The 15777-nt window shown below is 65.7% G+C and carries 15 protein-coding genes; 4 read left to right on the forward strand and 11 right to left on the reverse strand.

Annotation, left to right across the window (positions count from 1 at the left end; all coding sequences use genetic code 11):
- Positions 1-54: 54 nt before the first annotated feature.
- Positions 55-819, forward strand: a complete 765-nt coding sequence (locus KQ910_RS13815; protein WP_216961097.1) for a DODA-type extradiol aromatic ring-opening family dioxygenase — start codon at positions 55-57, stop codon at positions 817-819.
- A 42-nt stretch (positions 820-861) separates the two neighbouring features.
- Here KQ910_RS13815 and KQ910_RS13820 read toward each other — a convergent pair whose 3' ends face one another.
- The 7 genes from KQ910_RS13820 to purC form a co-directional block, all read right to left on the reverse strand.
- Positions 862-4002, reverse strand: coding sequence for a Calx-beta domain-containing protein (locus KQ910_RS13820; RefSeq protein ID WP_216961102.1), 3141 nt, complete (start codon positions 4000-4002; stop codon positions 862-864).
- A 314-nt stretch (positions 4003-4316) separates the two neighbouring features.
- A complete protein-coding gene (gene grxD, locus KQ910_RS13825; protein ID WP_216961105.1) occupies positions 4317-4658 on the reverse strand; it encodes a Grx4 family monothiol glutaredoxin in 342 nt (113 codons plus the stop codon).
- Between the two features lie 55 nt (positions 4659-4713).
- Positions 4714-4950, reverse strand: a complete 237-nt coding sequence (locus KQ910_RS13830; RefSeq protein ID WP_216961108.1) for a BolA/IbaG family iron-sulfur metabolism protein — start codon at positions 4948-4950, stop codon at positions 4714-4716.
- 10 nt (positions 4951-4960) lie between these two features.
- Positions 4961-7207 carry a phosphoribosylformylglycinamidine synthase subunit PurL gene (purL, locus tag KQ910_RS13835; RefSeq protein ID WP_216963851.1) on the reverse strand — a complete coding sequence of 749 codons (2247 nt, stop codon included), beginning with the start codon at positions 7205-7207 and terminating at the stop codon, positions 4961-4963.
- Between the two features lie 46 nt (positions 7208-7253).
- Entirely contained in the window at positions 7254-7943 is a 690-nt protein-coding gene (purQ, locus tag KQ910_RS13840) for a phosphoribosylformylglycinamidine synthase subunit PurQ (protein ID WP_216961111.1), read from the reverse strand.
- Between the two features lie 148 nt (positions 7944-8091).
- Positions 8092-8334 (reverse strand): phosphoribosylformylglycinamidine synthase subunit PurS, encoded by a 243-nt coding sequence (gene purS / locus KQ910_RS13845; protein ID WP_216961113.1) that lies wholly within the window; start codon positions 8332-8334, stop codon positions 8092-8094.
- A gap of 10 nt (positions 8335-8344) precedes the next feature.
- Positions 8345-9109 (reverse strand): phosphoribosylaminoimidazolesuccinocarboxamide synthase, encoded by a 765-nt coding sequence (purC, locus tag KQ910_RS13850; RefSeq protein WP_068189890.1) that lies wholly within the window; start codon positions 9107-9109, stop codon positions 8345-8347.
- Between the two features lie 140 nt (positions 9110-9249).
- On the opposite strand from purC, the gene KQ910_RS13855 reads away from it, so the two are divergent.
- The 3 genes from KQ910_RS13855 (at position 9250) to KQ910_RS13865 (ending at position 12363) form a co-directional block, all read left to right on the forward strand.
- Entirely contained in the window at positions 9250-10374 is a 1125-nt protein-coding gene (locus KQ910_RS13855; RefSeq protein WP_216961116.1) for a ferritin-like domain-containing protein, read from the forward strand.
- A gap of 347 nt (positions 10375-10721) precedes the next feature.
- Entirely contained in the window at positions 10722-11594 is an 873-nt protein-coding gene (locus tag KQ910_RS13860) for an SDR family oxidoreductase (RefSeq protein ID WP_369408336.1), read from the forward strand.
- Entirely contained in the window at positions 11575-12363 is a 789-nt protein-coding gene (locus KQ910_RS13865; protein WP_216961119.1) for an SDR family NAD(P)-dependent oxidoreductase, read from the forward strand. Before KQ910_RS13860 ends, KQ910_RS13865 begins: the two co-directional genes overlap by 20 nt.
- 182 nt (positions 12364-12545) lie before the next feature.
- Here the strand turns inward: KQ910_RS13865 and KQ910_RS13870 are convergent, their stop codons facing one another.
- The 4 genes from KQ910_RS13870 to KQ910_RS13885 are packed head-to-tail and all read right to left on the reverse strand — an operon-like array spanning position 12546 to position 15721.
- The gene (locus KQ910_RS13870) at positions 12546-13250 is read right to left on the reverse strand and encodes a methyltransferase domain-containing protein (RefSeq protein ID WP_216961122.1); all 705 of its coding nucleotides are present in this window, start codon (positions 13248-13250) and stop codon (positions 12546-12548) included.
- 5 nt (positions 13251-13255) lie between these two features.
- The gene (locus KQ910_RS13875; protein WP_229600402.1) at positions 13256-14305 is read right to left on the reverse strand and encodes a glycosyltransferase family 2 protein; all 1050 of its coding nucleotides are present in this window, start codon (positions 14303-14305) and stop codon (positions 13256-13258) included.
- A gap of 22 nt (positions 14306-14327) precedes the next feature.
- Positions 14328-14876, reverse strand: a complete 549-nt coding sequence (locus tag KQ910_RS13880; RefSeq protein ID WP_216961125.1) for a hypothetical protein — start codon at positions 14874-14876, stop codon at positions 14328-14330.
- Complete coding sequence (locus KQ910_RS13885; RefSeq protein ID WP_216961128.1) at positions 14873-15721, reverse strand: HTD2 family dehydratase; 849 nt, start codon at positions 15719-15721, stop codon at positions 14873-14875. The genes KQ910_RS13880 and KQ910_RS13885 overlap by 4 nt, the downstream gene beginning before the upstream one ends.
- Between the last annotated feature and the right edge of the window lie 56 nt (positions 15722-15777).

The raw sequence follows: 15777 nt of genomic DNA on the forward strand, positions 1-15777 counted from the left end.
TCGCCTGTCCCCAACTTCACACAAACTGCCACGAGCCGGACGAGGAATAAAGCGATGTCGATGCCGACGATTTTCGTGTCCCATGGAGCACCGACGCTGATCCTGAGCGACGCTCCCGCGCGGACCTTCCTGGCCGGCCTCGGCCAGCAAATTCCGCGCCCGGCCGGCATCGTGGCGGTGTCGGCGCATTGGGACACCGACGTGCCGGCCGTTTCGGTGGTTCGCAGGCCCGACACGATCCACGATTTCTACGGATTTCCCGAGGCGCTCTACAAACTGCGCTATGACGCGCCGGGTGCGCCGCAACTCGCGGAGAAGGTGGCGAAGCTCACAGGGGCCGCGCACGATCATCACCGCGGCCTTGACCATGGCGCCTGGGTGCCGGCGATGCTGGCCTGGCCCGAGGCCGACATTCCGATCTTCCAGCTCTCGGTCCAGCCCAACCTGAGTCCGGCGCACCACATCGCGCTCGGCCGCAAGCTCAGCACCTTGCGCGAGGAGGGCGTGCTGGTGATGGGCAGCGGCAGCGCCATCCACAATCTGCGCGCGCTCGTTCGCGGCGGCGCCCCGTCCGAGCCCGAGCCCTGGGCGCAGGCCTTCGACGACTGGCTGGCCGATATGGTCGAGAAGGGCGACGAGGACGCTCTCGCCGACTACCGCGCCCGCGCGCCCTATGCCCGCGAAGCGCATCCGACCGACGAGCATTTCCTGCCGCTGCACGTTGCCTTCGGCGCGGCCGGGCCGGGCGCGCACGGGCGGGCCCTGCATCGCAGCTTCACGCTGGGGAACCTGTCGATGGCCGCTTACGCCTTCGGCTAGGGGCGTTCGTGCGCCCCGACGGCATGTGCCGCCGGGCCGGCCTCACATCATGAGGTCGTAATCGTGCGCCGCGTGCGCGGTGTCCAGGGCGGCGGTCCACTCCGAAAGGGTGCTTGCATCCTTGGCCGCGATATTGGCCAGGGAGAGTTCCGCCAGCGAAACGTCGGTCAGCGTGTAGATCTGGCTGTTTCCCTCGATGGTGATGACGGTCGAGCCGTTCACCTCGGCGATGGAGAAATGGTCCCGGGCCATCCAGCTGAAGTCGAGCGTGTCGAGGTCGGTATCGAAGCCGATCGCCTTGTCGGTACCCCACGCCCAGGTGATCGTGAACGTATCGGCCGTCCCATTGCCTGCCTGGCCCTGGTCGGGCTCGTGATCGTCATCGACGATGGTGCCGACGGCGGTCGCATCGGCAATGGTGGCGCCGCTGGCGTTGGAGAGCCTGACCGTGAAGGTCTCGTTCGCCTCTGACGCGGTGTCACCGCCGATGTCGACATGCACCGTCTTCGAGGTTTCACCCGCGGCGAAGGTGAGCGTGCCGCTGGTCGCCGTATAGTCCGAGCCGGCGGTCGCCGTGCCGTTTGCGGTGGAATAGGCCACTGTCACCGGGCCGTCGGCGGCCTGGTCGAGCGTCACCTCGAACATGAAGTGGGCATGATCGCCATTGCCTTCCGCCACCGAGAGGTCGGCGATCGAGAGCGCGGGAAGCGGACCGCCATCGCTTCCGATCACGCCATCGGTCGCCCCGGATGCCCCCGTCACCGTACCGCCGCCGGCAATCGGCAGATTGAAGTCGACGATCTCGGCATTCGATACCTGCCCCACGCCGATCGTGCCGGCGACGTCGTCCTCACGGACCTGGGTGAAGGTGAACTCGAAATTGGTCGAGGAGAGGTCGGCCCGGGTGACGCCGAGCAGGATGAGCTTCTGGCCCGTGCTGAGATCGGCGATGACCACACCTTCGCTGCCGTCGGTCATCGCGATGTTTTCGCGGCTGCCGTAGAACTTGAAGCTCACCACGTCGGTGGCGGGATCGAAGGCCACCCGGTCCACCTGGCCCACTTCATGGGAGCGCATATAGACGGTGTCGGCGGCGAGCACCGGTCCGTTCTCCCAGGCGAGTGCGCCGCTCAGCGCCTCCCGCAAATGATTGTTGTCGATGAGCTCGAAGTTCTCCACCGACAGGTCGGCGAGGCGGACGCCCTGAACGATCACCGTCTCGCCGCTCCACGGGCTCATGAAGCCGAAGCCCTGGGGCGTGTCGATGACGATGAAGGAATGGATGTTGGCGTTGCCGAGGTCGATCTTGTCCAGTGCCGGATTGAAGCCGACGATATCGGCGCCGCTCACGGAGTTGATGAGCCAGACTTTGCCGGCGCCGTTGCCCGGATCCTGCTGCGTGTCGTCGTCGTTGATCTGTCCCACCGCCGTGGCGTCGGCGATGGTTGCGCCGGTGGCGCCGGAGAGGGTGAGGGAGAAGGTTTCATTCGCCTCTACCGCGATGTCGCCGTTGACGGCCACATGCACCATCTTCGAGGTCTCGCCGGCCGCGAAGGTCAGCGTCCCGGTGAGCGCGGCATAGTCGGATCCGGCGCTCGCCGTGCCGTTGGCGGTGGCGTAGTTCACCGTCACGGGGCCGTTGGCGGCCCTGTCGAGCGTGACGACGAACATCAGCTCGGCGGTGCCTGAATCGCCTTCGCGCAGGGAGACATCGCCCACCGAAAGCGCGGGTAGTGTGGCCGCCGCATCGTCGTTGGTGAGGGTGCCGGTTGCCGAGCCGTCGGCAATGGTCGCGCCGGCGGCATTGGCGAGGCGGACGGTGAAGGCTTCATTGCCCTCCGCTGCCGTATCGCCATTGACCGTCACCTGGAGGGTCTTCGACGTTTCCCCCGCAGCGAAGGTGAGGTTGCCGCTTGCGGCAACATAGTCGCTGCCGGACGTGGCGGTGCCGTCAGCCGTGGAATAGGCGACCGTGACCGGGCCGGCTGCCGCCGCGGACAGGATCACGGTGAAGGTCATGAGCCTGGTGCCGGCGTTGCCCTCCTGCACCGACACGTCGGCGATGGACAGGCTGGGCATCGCCGGCTCCGCCGTGTCCAGGGCCGAGTCCCATTTCTGGATCGCGCTCGCATCCTTGGCGCGGATGTTGTCCATGCTCAGTTCGGCGAGCGTCACGCCCTCGAGCCTGTAGGCCTGGTTGTTGCCGGTGATGGTGATGACGACCGAGCCGCCCACCTCGGCGATGGAAAAATTGTCCTTCTGGAACCAGCCGAAATCGAGAACGTCGAGGTCCGGGTCGAAGGCGAGGACCGTACTGGTGCCCCACATCCAGTTGATGGTGGTCACGGTGGCCGCGCCGTCGCCACCCGTCTCTCCGTCGCCACCGGTATCGCTGCCGCCACCGGTCTCTCCGCCGCCAGAGCCGCCGTCCGCCTGAGTGCCGTCCCAACCTGAATAGTCGGAGACGGTGCCGTCATCGTTGAAGTCGTCGTTACAGAGCTCCTCGGCGAAGGCGAGTGTCTTGCCGGACTCGTGGGCGGCGATGATGGTCGAATAGCCCGGCGCGTCATAGGCACCGAACTGCTGAATGTATTTGAGGATGGAGGTGCCGTACTCGTCGGCCGAGGCGCTGCCGTTGTTGAGAAGGTCAAGCGTGCCCCAGGCCCCACGCAGATGAGCGGCGGCAAGGATGCCGGTGAGGGTGAGCGTGACGGTGACGCTCTGCCCGTTGGTATCCATATAGGTGCGCTGGGTCCCGATCAGCGCGTCGAGGCTGGTGCCCTTGGCCTCGAGCCCGCTCTCGATGACGTTGAGGTTGTAGCCGAAGGCATCGAGGATGATGGATTCCTGGATGTCGGTCTTGAGCGTGGCGAAGCTGTCGACACCGTTCTTGCCGGTGAAATGGCCGGTCCACAGGTTGCCGGTGTTGCCGTGATAGTAGCCGAGGTCGATGAGCAGTGGCTCGCCGAACTGATAGCCGACGAAGCCCAGCGCATTCACGGAGGTGTACTGCATGTCACGCCACGACAGCTGGCCGGCCTGATAGGCGTTCCAGTTGTCATCGCCCACCCAGCTCCGGATCTGCCATTCGGTGATCCGTCCCGAGACATAGCGATCGTAGTCGACACCCGATTCGAATGCCCGCAGCGCGTTGAGAAACTCGGTGAAAGTCCCGTTCGACATGCCGCGCCCTCCGACTTCAACTCAAGTGCGTACCCCGGGACCATAACCGTTCGATGTCGCACCCGTCGAAGGCTGCAATCTCGATCACGAATTGGTCACACAGGCTGACACGCGCGCCCGGATGAATGAACGCATCTCGATGCGTTCGATCCAACGACGCGTGGAGCACGCGCCGGGCGCACGATTTCAGAAAGATCGAAGCCCAAAGAAAAACCGCGGGGTATGAGCCCGCGGTTTCGTCGACTATTGCGTGTAAGCGGGCTCTCGCGCGTCGCGAAGCACCGGCGCCCGCCGACGCCTTCCTGTGGAAGGCGTTAGGCGGCTTCCGCCAGCGCCACGCCCTTCTCCTTGAAGACCTGCTCCAGTTCGCCGGTCTCGAACATCTCGCGGATGATGTCGCAGCCGCCGACGAACTCGCCCTTCACGTAGAGCTGGGGGATCGTCGGCCACTGGCTGAATTCCTTGATGCCCTGGCGCAGTTCCGGGTCGACGAGGATGTTGACGCCGTGGAACTTCACGCCGAGCTGGCTCAGCACGTCGACCACCGCGGCCGAGAAGCCGCACTGGGGAAACACGGGCGTGCCCTTCATGAACAGCAAAACGTCATTCTTGCCGATCTCGTCGCGGATACGCTCGAACACCTGGGGTTCGCTCATGATCGATCTCCGTGAAGCGCCGCCGGGGCGCGGGGTTTGCCAGAATATAGGGCGTTCAGGGGCGCTGCGCCATGGTGGTCAGCTTGAGCGCATGCAGGACACCGCCCATGCGGCCGCCCAGCGCCCCATAGACCGCCTGGTGCTGCTGGATCTTGGATTTACCGGCAAACGAGGCGGAAATGACCGTAGCGGCGTAGTGGTCTCCGTCGCCGGCCAGGTCCTGGATCTCGACCTCGGCGTCGGGAATGCCCTCCTTGATCAGGCGGACGATGTCGTCGGCGTGCATCGGCATGGCGGTCTCCCTAGGCGGCGCTGTTCATGTAGCCCGGAAGCCAGGCTTCGTGGGCGTCGCGCAGTTCCTGCAGCGGAACGCTGAGCAGCCCCTCGACAACAATGTCGGGGCCGCCGGAATAGCCCAGAAGGACGGCCGGGACACCGGCCTTGGTCGCGGCCTCGACGAGGGCGCCGCCATCATCGGTCGCGATCAGGTAGCGGCCCTGGTCCTCGCCGTACAGGAAGGCGTGCGGGGAGGGCCCGCCGGCCGGCAGCTTGATCGAGGCGCCGGTGCTGCCCGACAGGCACATCTCGGCCAGCGCCACCAGCAGGCCGCCGTCCGACAGGTCGTGGCAGGCCTCGACCTTGCGGCCCACGATCTGCCCGCGCACGAAATCGCCGTTGCGGCGTTCGACCGCGAGATCGACCGGCGGCGGTGCGCCTTCCTCGCGGCCATGCAGTTCACGCAGGTAGATCGACTGGCCGAGCCAGCCCTTGGTGTCGCCGACCAGCACGAGGGCGAGGCCGTCCTTGACCAGGCGCGAGCCCGCCGAGGTCGCGATGTCGTCGATCACGCCCACCGCGCCGATGGTCGGAGTCGGCAGGATCGGACGGCCTTCGGTCTCGTTGTAGAGCGAGACGTTGCCCGACACGACGGGGAAGTCGAGGGCGGTGCAGGCCTCGGCCATGCCCATGATGGCACCCGCGAACTGGCCCATGATCTCGGGCTTCTGCGGGTTGCCGAAGTTCATGTTGTCGGTGACGGCGAGCGGCCGCGCGCCGACGGCCGTGATGTTGCGCCACGCCTCGGCCACGGCCTGGCGGCCGCCGGTCTCGGGATGGGCCTGCACGTAGCGCGGCGTGCAGTCGGAGGTCATGGCGAGGCCCTTGTGGCCCGCGCCCTTGTGTCCGGCTTCCTTCGAGGCGCCGGGCACGCGCACCAGCGCCGCGTCGCCGCCTTGCGGACGGATCGCGGTGTTGCCCAGGATGAGATGGTCGTACTGATGCCAGATCCACGCCTTGCTCGCGAGATCGGGGCAGCTCATCAGCTTCACCAGCGAGGCCTTCCAGTCGGCAGGAGAGTTGCCCGGCGCGGGCACCCTGGACGAATCGAGCTCTGCCGGCAGCGGCGTCAGCGTCCACGGGCGCTCGTACATCGGCGCCTCGGTGACCAGCGGCGGGATCGGGATGTTGCCCACCACCTCGCCGTGCCAGGTCAGCACCATGCGCTCGGTGTCGGTGAGATGACCGATCACCGCGAAGTCGAGTTCCCACTTCTCGAAGATCGCGCGCGCCTCGTCCTCGCGGCCGGGCTTCAGCACCATGAGCATGCGCTCCTGGCTCTCCGACAGCATCAGCTCGTAGGGATTCATGCCGGTCTCGCGCATCGGCACCTTGTCGAGCTCCATGACGAGGCCGAGGCTGCCCTTGGCCGCCATCTCGAACGAGGAGGAGGTGAGGCCGGCCGCGCCCATGTCCTGGATGGCGATGATGGCGTCGGTCGCCATCAACTCGAGGCAGGCTTCCAGCAGCAGCTTCTCGACGAACGGATCGCCGACCTGCACCGTCGGGCGCTTGCTCTCGCTGTCCTCGTTGAATTCGGTCGAGGACATGGTGGCGCCATGGATGCCGTCGCGACCGGTCTTGGAGCCGACATAGACCATCGGATTGCCGACGCCGGTGGCGGCCGCATAGAAGATCTTGTCGACCGGCGCGACGCCCACGGTCATGGCGTTGACCAGGATGTTGCCGTTGTAGGCGGCATGGAAGTTGGTCTCGCCGCCGACCGTCGGAATGCCCATGCAGTTGCCGTAGCCCGCGATGCCAGCCACCACGCCCGAGACGAGATGGCGCGTCCTGGCGTTCTTCGGGTCGCCGAAGCGCAGCGCGTTGAGGTTGGCCACCGGCCGCGCGCCCATCGTGAAGACGTCGCGCATGATGCCGCCCACGCCGGTCGCCGCGCCCTGGTAGGGCTCGATGTAGGAGGGGTGGTTGTGGCTCTCCATCTTGAAGATGGCGGCCTGGCCGTCGCCGATGTCGATGACGCCGGCATTCTCGCCCGGGCCCTGGATGACCCACGGCGCCTTGGTCGGCAGCTTCTTCAGCCACACCTTCGAGGACTTGTAGGAGCAGTGCTCGCTCCACATGGCCGAGAAGATGCCGAGTTCCACCATGGTGGGATCGCGGCCCATGATCTTCAGCAGGCGCTGGTATTCGTCCGGCGCCAGCCCGTGCTCGGCAACGATCTGCGGCGTGATCGCCGGCTCGTTCGGCAGCTTGACCGGCGGGTTCTTTTCCTGGGCAACAGTCACGAAAAATTCCTCACGAAAGCGCTTCGACCATGCCCTCGAACAGGCCGCGACCGTCAGTGCCGCCGAACATCGGCTCCACCGCGTTCTCCGGATGGGGCATCAGGCCCAGCACCGTCTTGGTCTCGTTGAACACGCCGGCGATGTTGCTGCTCGACCCGTTGGGGTTGCCGCTTCCGTCGACGGTGCCGTCGGGCGCGCAGTAGCGGAAGGCGATCTGGCCGCGATCCTCGAGCTTCTTCATCGTGTCGGCGTCGGCGAAATAGTTGCCCTCGGCATGGGCCACCGGGACCTTGATCACCTGGCCCGCCTGGTAACGGTTGGTGAACAGGCTCTGGCTGGTCTCGACCCTGAGATGGACGTCGGCGCAGACGAACTTGAGGTGGGAATTGCGCATCAGCGTGCCCGGCAGCAGGCCCGCCTCGGTCACGATCTGGAAGCCGTTGCAGATGCCCAGAACCGGCACGCCCTGCGCCGCGCGCTTCTTCACCTCGGCCATCACCGGCGACTGGGCCGCCATGGCGCCGCAGCGCAGATAGTCGCCGTAGGAGAAGCCACCCGGCACAACGATCAGGTCGACCCTCTCGAAGTCGCCGTCGCCATGCCACACCATCTTCGGCCGGCGGCCAGTCACCAGCTCGATCGCCTGCGCCACGTCGCCTTCGCGATTGGAGCCGGGGAAGACCAATACAGCTGCTTTCATCTCCGTCCGTCCCTACCGGCAAGGTCCTCACCCTGAGGAGCGCGCGCGGCGCGCGTCTCGAAGGGTCGGCAACAAAGGCGGTGCTCGTTCCCATCCTTCGAGACGCGGTCCTGCGGACCGCTCCTCAGGATGAGGTTGTTCGGCTTCATCAACCCACCAGCTCGATCGAGTAGTTCTCGATCACCGTGTTGGCGAGCAGCTTCTTGCACATCTCCTCGAGCCGGGCCTTGGCCTTGGCCTGATCGGTTTCGGCGAGCTCGAGCTCGATGAACTTGCCCTGGCGCACGTCACCGACCTCAGGGAAGCCCAGGCGATTGAGCGAATGTCCGATGGCCTTGCCCTGGGGATCGAGCACGCCGTTCTTGAGGGTCACGTGGACTCTGGCTTTCATGTCGCCTCTGCTACTGGAGCGTGGTGGGGCCGCGAACGTCGCCCGGTCCCTGGTCGATGAGGATGCCGAGCCGCCGCGCCACTTCCTGGTAGGCTTCCTCGACCTTGCCGAGGTCGCGGCGGAACCGGTCCTTGTCCATCTTCTCGTTGGTCCTGAGATCCCACAGCCGGCACGAATCCGGGCTGATCTCGTCGGCCAGCACGATGCGGACCATGTCGTCCTCGTAGAGGCGGCCGAACTCGATCTTGAAGTCGATCAGCTTGATGCCGCAACCGAGGAACAGGCCGAACAGGAAGTCGTTCACCCGCAGCGTCAGCGCCACGATGTCGTCGAGGTCCTGCGGGGCGGCCCAGCCGAACGCCGTGATGTGCTCCTCCGTGACCATCGGGTCGCCCAGCGCGTCGTTCTTGTAGAAGAACTCCATGATCGAGCGGGGGAGCTGCGTGCCTTCCTCGACGCCGAAGCGCTTGGCGAAGGAGCCGGCCGCGACGTTGCGGACCACCACCTCGAGCGGGATGATCTCGACCTGCCGGATGAGCTGCTCGCGCATGTTCAGGCGGCGGATGAAATGGGTGGGCACACCGATCTCGCCGAGCTTCGTCATCAGGAACTCGGAGATGCGGTTGTTGATCACCCCCTTGCCGGTGATCGTGCCCTTCTTCTGGTTGTTGAACGCGGTCGCGTCGTCCTTGAAGTACTGGACGATCGTCCCGGGCTCGGGCCCCTCGAACAAGGTCTTGGCCTTGCCCTCGTAGATGCGGCGACGGCGGGACATGTCTTACTCCTGCGCGGGCGATGAGGATCGCCCGCCGTTCGGGCGGAATATGGCGGAAACGCCATGCTCCGGTACTGGGGAAAAATCCATTGAAAAAGGTGACGGGGTCGTCATATTGGTTGCGAAACAGGAGGCCTCACATGGCCCAGCAAATCACCTACGACAAGGCCTATGACACGGTTGGACGCGAGGATTTTCCGGCAATGCTGGAAGTTCCCCGCTATGGCCGCCGCACGGATGCCTTCGACGGCATCATTTCGGCCACCCACGACCATTTCTGGGACCCGTTCGACAAGAGCTATATCGACTTCGACCAGCCTTTCGACATGGCGAAAACCCCCATCATGCCGCTCGACACGGTCGTCGAGCTGAAGAGCGCGGTGGCCGACCGGCTGGACGAGGGCCAGAAGATCGGGCTGGGCAACGACGTCATGCACTGGTCGATCTCCAACCTGCTGCACGGCGAGCAGGGGGCGATGTCGCTGTCGGCCAGCCTCTGCCACATCCTGCTCGACCCGGGCGCCCAGGAATACGCGGCCAACCAGGCCCGCGAGGAGGCCCGGCATGTTGCAGGGTTCACGCGCTATATCGGCCGCCGCTGGGGCGCTCCGCTGCCGGTGGGCAAGACCATCGCCACCGTGCTCACCGATCTGGTTGCGACGGAGGAGGTCTACAAGAAGATTGTCGGCATGCAGATGCTGATCGAAGGCATCGCCATGGGCTCCTTCGCGACGCTCAACGCCAAGACCAACGATCCGGTGCTGCGCCGGCTGGTCCAGCTGGTGATGAGCGACGAGGCCTTCCATCACCGCTTCGGCCGCATCTGGGCCTCGCGGACCATCCGCCACCTGAGCGAGGACGAGCACAAGAAGGTCGAGGACTGGGCGGCGCAGATCTTCCAGACGCTGCTCTTCAACCTGATCAACGCCGAGCAGAAGCAGGTCATCTACGCCAAGTACGGGCTCGACTGGCAGTGGGTGCGCGACGCGATGAAGGAGGTCTTCACCGACGAGGACCGCCGCGCGTCGCTGAAGGACAGCACCAACATCTTCCGCGTCCTCATCAAGACGTTGCTCCACGCCGGCATCATCACCTCCCGCACCGCGCCGCTCTACGGCGTCTGGGTCGACATGAAGGAACTCGAAGCCGAGGGCGACGGCATCCCCGGCGACATCGTGGCCGAGGAAATGATGGTTACCCTGCGCGAGATCAACGCGAAGCGTAAGCGCATCGTCTCGAAGGACATCCAGGCCGCCGCGAGCTGACCCAAATCCGTCGTCCTGAGCGGAGCGAGGCGTAGTCGAAGGACCTTTTTGCCTGGTTCGTCGCCACGCCTCATGGCTTCCTCGCCAGCACGAAGCACGACAGGCCGGCTAGGCGGTTGATCGGGAAGAGCGGAAGTTCGGCGGTGCAGATCCCTGTGAGCTTTATCCTGGGGTCGGCTTTATCGTCGCTAACCTGTCGCGACCCCTCCCACGCTGGTACAGGAATCGACGAGGCCAGAAGCGCCAAAAGCACGATGCACCAAGCATGATGCGCTATCGACTGTGCAAGACTATTGCTATCGTTGGAGAGCACCCTGCTCGGGCAATGAACGATCGGCGAAGTCTGCGTGAAGTCCACCGTCATCAAATCCATCGTCATCACGGGCGTTTCGACCGGTATCGGCCATGGCACGGCGGCCGAACTGTGCCGGCAGGGTTTCAGGGTCTTCGGCAGCGTCCGTACCGAGGAGCAGGCGGCGAGGCTCCAGCGCGAATTCGGCAGCGCCTTCACGCCGCTCCTGTTCGACGTCACCGACGCCGACGCCATCGGCAGGGCCGCTGCGACGGTGAGGGAGGAGATCGGCGATGGCGGGCTGTTCGGCCTGGTCAACAACGCCGGCATTGCGGATCCCGGCCCCCTGACCTCGCTGTCGCCCGACGTCCTGCGGCGGCATTTCGAGGTTAATGTCGTCAGCGTCCTGCACATGGTGCAGGCCTTCCTGCCGCTGCTGCGCGGCACGAAGGCCGGCCGGCCCGGACGCATCGTCAACATCAGCTCGGTGAGCGGGCGGATCGCCTATCCCTTCATGGGGCCGTATGCCGCCTCGAAGCATGCCCTGGAGGCGCTCTCGGATTCGCTGCGGCGCGAATTGATGATCTACGGCGTGGACGTGATCGTGATCCAGCCGGGCGCCATCGACACGCCGATCTGGGACAAGGCCGCGCATCTCAAGACGACCTTCGACGGCACGGACTATCATCCGGTCCTGAAGCACATGAACCTGGCCGACGCGCGGCACACCGCGCTCCCGGTCTCGGCCGTCACGCGCCGGATCGTCGATGCCCTGGTTCTCAGGCGGCCGAAAGCACGCTACGTCCTCCCTGATCGACGCGTGCGATACTGGCTGCTGCCTCGCTGGCTGCCCGATCGCTGGCTCGACCGGGCGATCGACCGGCTGCTTAACTTCCAGAAGATCCGCGATGACATCGGTCGATCCTGAGACCAAGTGGGCCCTGATCACCGGTGCCGCCAGCGGTATCGGCGCCGCCTTCGCGGCGGGTCTGGCGGCGAGGAACTACGGGCTCTGCCTGGTCGACAAGCAGCGCGACGCCCTGATCGCAGTGGCCCGGGACATCACGGCGCGCCACGGCGTGCCTGTGACGCCGATCGTGGCCGACCTGCAGAGTATCGCCGATCAGGATGCGGTGATTGACTTCATCGCAGGCGCGCCTGCCTTGGATCTGCTCATCAACAATGCGGGCTTTGGTGTGCCGCATCTGTTCCAGACCGTCCTGCCGGAAAGCCATGTCGCCATGCTGCAGGTCCATGTCGTGGCGCCGGTCCGCTTCAGCCGGGCGGCGCTGCCGGCGATGATTGCCCGCAGGAAAGGGGCGATCATCAATGTCTGTTCGATGAGTCTGTACATCCAGACCCCGGGCAACACGATGTACGGCGCAACCAAGCTCTTCCTCGACGGCTTTTCCCAGAGGCTGAACCTCGAAGTTGGCGCGCACGGCATCGAGATCCAGTCGCTGATTCCCGGGTACACAATCAGCAACTTCGGCAATACGGACGAGTACAAGCATTCACGGCGCGCGGCGATCCCGGCGTTTCTCTGGTCAAGCGCAGAATCGGTCGTGGAAGCTTCGCTGCAACAGCTCGGCTCGGGCAGGCTGAAATGCGTGCCGGGAACCTTCAACCGCGTTCTGGAATTCTGCCTGAGGCGCGGCCTGTTCTCGCCACGGCTGATGCGACGCTGGATCGCCTAACCGCACCATCCTTGCTCGGATGCTCGGGAGCCGCTGGCCGCCTTTCTGCATCATGTTCACCAACGAAGACGACGAAGCGCCGATTTTGGACTCAATCGATCGAAGGCTCATCGATCAACTCGTCCGGGATATGCGGATTTAGGGCTGAGTGAGGAGGGCTAGAGGCGTATCGACCGATCGGTCTACGGCTTCCTCGCCAGCACGAAGCAGGAGAGGCCGGCCAGGCGGTTGATCGGGAAGAGCGGGAGTTCGGCGGCGCAGATCGCGGTGAGGATGCCGTTCGTGAGCGCGCCCTGCTTCTTCAGGCTGCTGCGTGGCTCGGTCGTGTTGCGGTCGGCGAGGCGGACGGCGGCGGCCAGCGGGAAGACGAAGCCGAAATAGTAGCTGCCGCGGACGATCTCGAGCCCGGCGTCCCGCATCGTCGACTCGATCTCGGGCAACCGGTAGCGGCGCTTGTGTTCGAGGAAGACGTCGTGGCCGCTCCACAGGAAGGCGAAGGCCGGCACGGTCACGAGGAAATGTGCGCCCGCGGGCACCTTGTCGGCGTAATGGCGCACGAGCCAGCGATCGTCGTCGACATGCTCCAGCACGTCCATCATCAGCACGAGGTCGCAATCCGTGAGCCCGGCATCGCGGCGATAGAGCACCGGCTTGCCGGCAACGCTGTCGTCGCGGTCGGCGGGATAGCCGATGTCGACGCAGAGTGCGCTCTCGGCGGGCGTTTCGGACAGGAGATGGCGCGAGAAGAAGCCCGAGCCCGCGCCGACATCGAGCAGGCGCTTCGGCGCGAGACCGGCCACGGCACGGCGCAGCGCGGCAGCCTTGGAGCGGTAGTACCAATGGCGGCCGATATCGGCGCCGAGAATGTCTTCTTCCTTGAGGTCCATCGAGGTCAGGTCGCCGGCGGCTTGGGCGGGACATCCTCGTAGACGCCTTCGACGACGTAGATCGGCCGGCCCTTCACCTCGATGAACAGGCGCCCGAGATATTCGCCGATGATACCGAGTGACAGGAGCTGGATGGCGCCCATCAGCAGGACGGCGATCAGAAGCGAGGCGTAACCCGGTGTGTCGATGCCGAAGATCAGTACCCGCGTGACGATGAACAGCGCATAGAGCACCGCCACCGCCGCGATCACGATGCCGACATAGAACCAGGCGCGCAGCGGCGCGGTCGAGAAGCTCACCACGCCGTCGATGGCGAAGTTCCAGAGGCGCCACAGGTTGAACTTGGTCGTGCCCGCGGCGCGCTCGGGTCGCTCGTAGGGCACGCCCACCGAGTTGAAGCCGACCCAGGCGAACAGGCCCTTCATGAACCGGTTGCGCTCGGGCAGTTGCCGCAGCACCTCGACGGCGCGCCGGTCGACCAGCCGGAAGTCGCCGACGTTCGGCGGAATGCGCACCGGCGACATGGAATTGAACACCCGGTAGAACCAGCCCGCCGAGACGCGCTTGGCCGGCGTGTCGGCGTGCCGCGCAGTGCGGATGCCGTAGACGATGTCGTAACCCTCGCGCCAGCGCGCGATGAAGGCGCCGATCAGGTCGGGCGGATCCTGCAGGTCGATGTCCATCGGGATCAGGATGTCGCCGCGCGCATGGTCGATGCCGGCGGTGAGGGCGGCTTCCTTGCCGAAGTTGCGCGACAGGTTGACGATGCGCACGCGCCGGTCGGCGCGGCTGCGCTCGAACAGGCGGGCGAAGGTGTCGTCGCGCGAGCCGTCGTTCACGAACACGACCTCGAACCGGATGCCGTCGCGTTCCAGCATCGGCGTCACCGTATCGAGGAAGAGGTCGATCGACTCTTCTTCATCGTACACCGGCACCACCAGCGACAGCAGCGGGTCGGCCGGCCGGCCCGCGCGCTGGACGGCGAGCTGGTGCTCCAGCGCGAGGTCCCGGCCGGTGGGGCTTGCGGTGGTGAAGGGAAGGCTCTGCTCGGGCAAGAAGACGGCTCCGCGGGTTGCCTTAGGCGGAGACGGTTTCGACGTTGCCGTTCAGGTCCATGATCCCGAGCTCCACGACGAGCTGCGGCTGGCGCTTGAGAGCCTGAGTGCGGAAGGCGCGCAGAGCCTCGCCGAGTTTCTCGGTCTCGAAAGCCTTGTCGGTCTTGAGGCGGTCGCCATAGGCCAGCGCCGCCGCGCCGCAATCGCGATGCGCCATGCCGATCAGGCGCTTCACGTTGTGGAGCTGGCATGAAATGTCGAGGTTGGCTTCCCAGGCGGCACGCCATTCCTGGAAGATCGGCGCCACCGCCGCGATGGGGCCGCCGGCGATGTTGAACTGGCTGTATTTGTTCTGCCAGCCGCGCGAACTCATGTACTTCCAGGTGTCAGTGGTGAAGCGCGGATCGATGCACTTCATCAGCATCGCCTCGTAGCCTTCGTCGAGCGCCAGCGCCGGGCCGGCCGCCGAAACGGTGGCGGCGACAGCCGCCGCACCGAGGCCGAGACCCAGCACGTTGCGACGCGAGAGGGCGGCGAGGCAGCCACAGCCGGCATGGTGAAGATGTCTCATCGGAACGTGGCCTTGCCCTGTTGCGCGAGACCGCCGTCGGGACCGGCGATCCAGGTGGTGACCGAGCCGTCCGGTTCCCGGCGGCCGTGAACGCCGAGCGTCGCGCCGCCGAACACCGGTGAGAGGGCGCGGAACTCGAAATTCCGGACCACCTTATCCGGGTTGGAGCGGCGCGCCAGTTCGATCTGCAGCATCCCCATCAGCGGCCCGTGCACGATCAGGCCGGGATAGCCCTCCACGCCCGTCACATAGGGCTGGTCGTAGTGGATGCGATGGCCATTGAAGGTGAGGGCGGAGAAGCGGAACAGCAGCACCGGATCGGCCAGTACATGGCGCGTCCAGGTCGCATCGGTGGGGGCGGGCTTCGGCGGCTTCGGCGCTTCGCCGGGCTTTGCGGCCTCGCGATAGACGATGTCGTGCTGCTCGACGAAGGAGACGCCCCGTGGCCCTGAAACCGTGTGCTGGACCGTCACGAACACCATCGAGCCGGTGGAGCCGGTCTTGGGCTCGACCGACTTGATCTCCGAGAGGCGCTCGATGGTCTCGCCGACGCGGATCGGCTCGCCATCGAAGGTGAAGCGGGAGCCGGCCCACATGCGGCGTGGCAGCGGGACGGGCGGCAGGAAGTCGCCGCGCTCGGCATGGCCGTCGGACCCGATCTTGGACTGCGGCGCGATCTCGAGGAAATAGAGCCAGTGCCAGAGTGGCGGCAGGGGATCGCCGTTCTTCGGGTCGGGGTCCTTCTCGTCGAAGGTCGCGGCGAGGGCGCGAACTGGGAAGGGGGCAGCAAGATCCTCCACGGACTGCGTCCGGCCGATCCAATCCTTGAGCTTTTCCAGCGACATGGCGCGTTTTCCTCCTTGGCGGGCGTGACATTGCCACTGCGAAGGCGGGCTGGAAA

Origin of the sequence: Reyranella humidisoli (assembly GCF_019039055.1) — a bacterium.
GTDB lineage: Bacteria > Pseudomonadota > Alphaproteobacteria > Reyranellales > Reyranellaceae > Reyranella > Reyranella humidisoli.

What these genes read in the sequence shown, in the direction of transcription:
- KQ910_RS13815 (WP_216961097.1), top strand. Translation starts at nt 55, where the DNA reads ATGTCGATGCCGACGATTTTCGTGTCCCATGGAGCACCGACGCTGATC.
- KQ910_RS13820 (WP_216961102.1), bottom strand. Translation starts at nt 4,002, where the DNA reads ATGTCGAACGGGACTTTCACCGAGTTTCTCAACGCGCTGCGGGCATTC.
- grxD (WP_216961105.1), bottom strand. Translation starts at nt 4,658, where the DNA reads ATGAGCGAACCCCAGGTGTTCGAGCGTATCCGCGACGAGATCGGCAAG.
- KQ910_RS13830 (WP_216961108.1), bottom strand. Translation starts at nt 4,950, where the DNA reads ATGCCGATGCACGCCGACGACATCGTCCGCCTGATCAAGGAGGGCATT.
- purQ (WP_216961111.1), bottom strand. Translation starts at nt 7,943, where the DNA reads ATGAAAGCAGCTGTATTGGTCTTCCCCGGCTCCAATCGCGAAGGCGAC.
- purS (WP_216961113.1), bottom strand. Translation starts at nt 8,334, where the DNA reads ATGAAAGCCAGAGTCCACGTGACCCTCAAGAACGGCGTGCTCGATCCC.
- purC (WP_068189890.1), bottom strand. Translation starts at nt 9,109, where the DNA reads ATGTCCCGCCGTCGCCGCATCTACGAGGGCAAGGCCAAGACCTTGTTC.
- KQ910_RS13855 (WP_216961116.1), top strand. Translation starts at nt 9,250, where the DNA reads ATGGCCCAGCAAATCACCTACGACAAGGCCTATGACACGGTTGGACGC.
- KQ910_RS13865 (WP_216961119.1), top strand. Translation starts at nt 11,575, where the DNA reads ATGACATCGGTCGATCCTGAGACCAAGTGGGCCCTGATCACCGGTGCC.
- KQ910_RS13870 (WP_216961122.1), bottom strand. Translation starts at nt 13,250, where the DNA reads ATGGACCTCAAGGAAGAAGACATTCTCGGCGCCGATATCGGCCGCCAT.
- KQ910_RS13880 (WP_216961125.1), bottom strand. Translation starts at nt 14,876, where the DNA reads ATGAGACATCTTCACCATGCCGGCTGTGGCTGCCTCGCCGCCCTCTCG.
- KQ910_RS13885 (WP_216961128.1), bottom strand. Translation starts at nt 15,721, where the DNA reads ATGTCGCTGGAAAAGCTCAAGGATTGGATCGGCCGGACGCAGTCCGTG.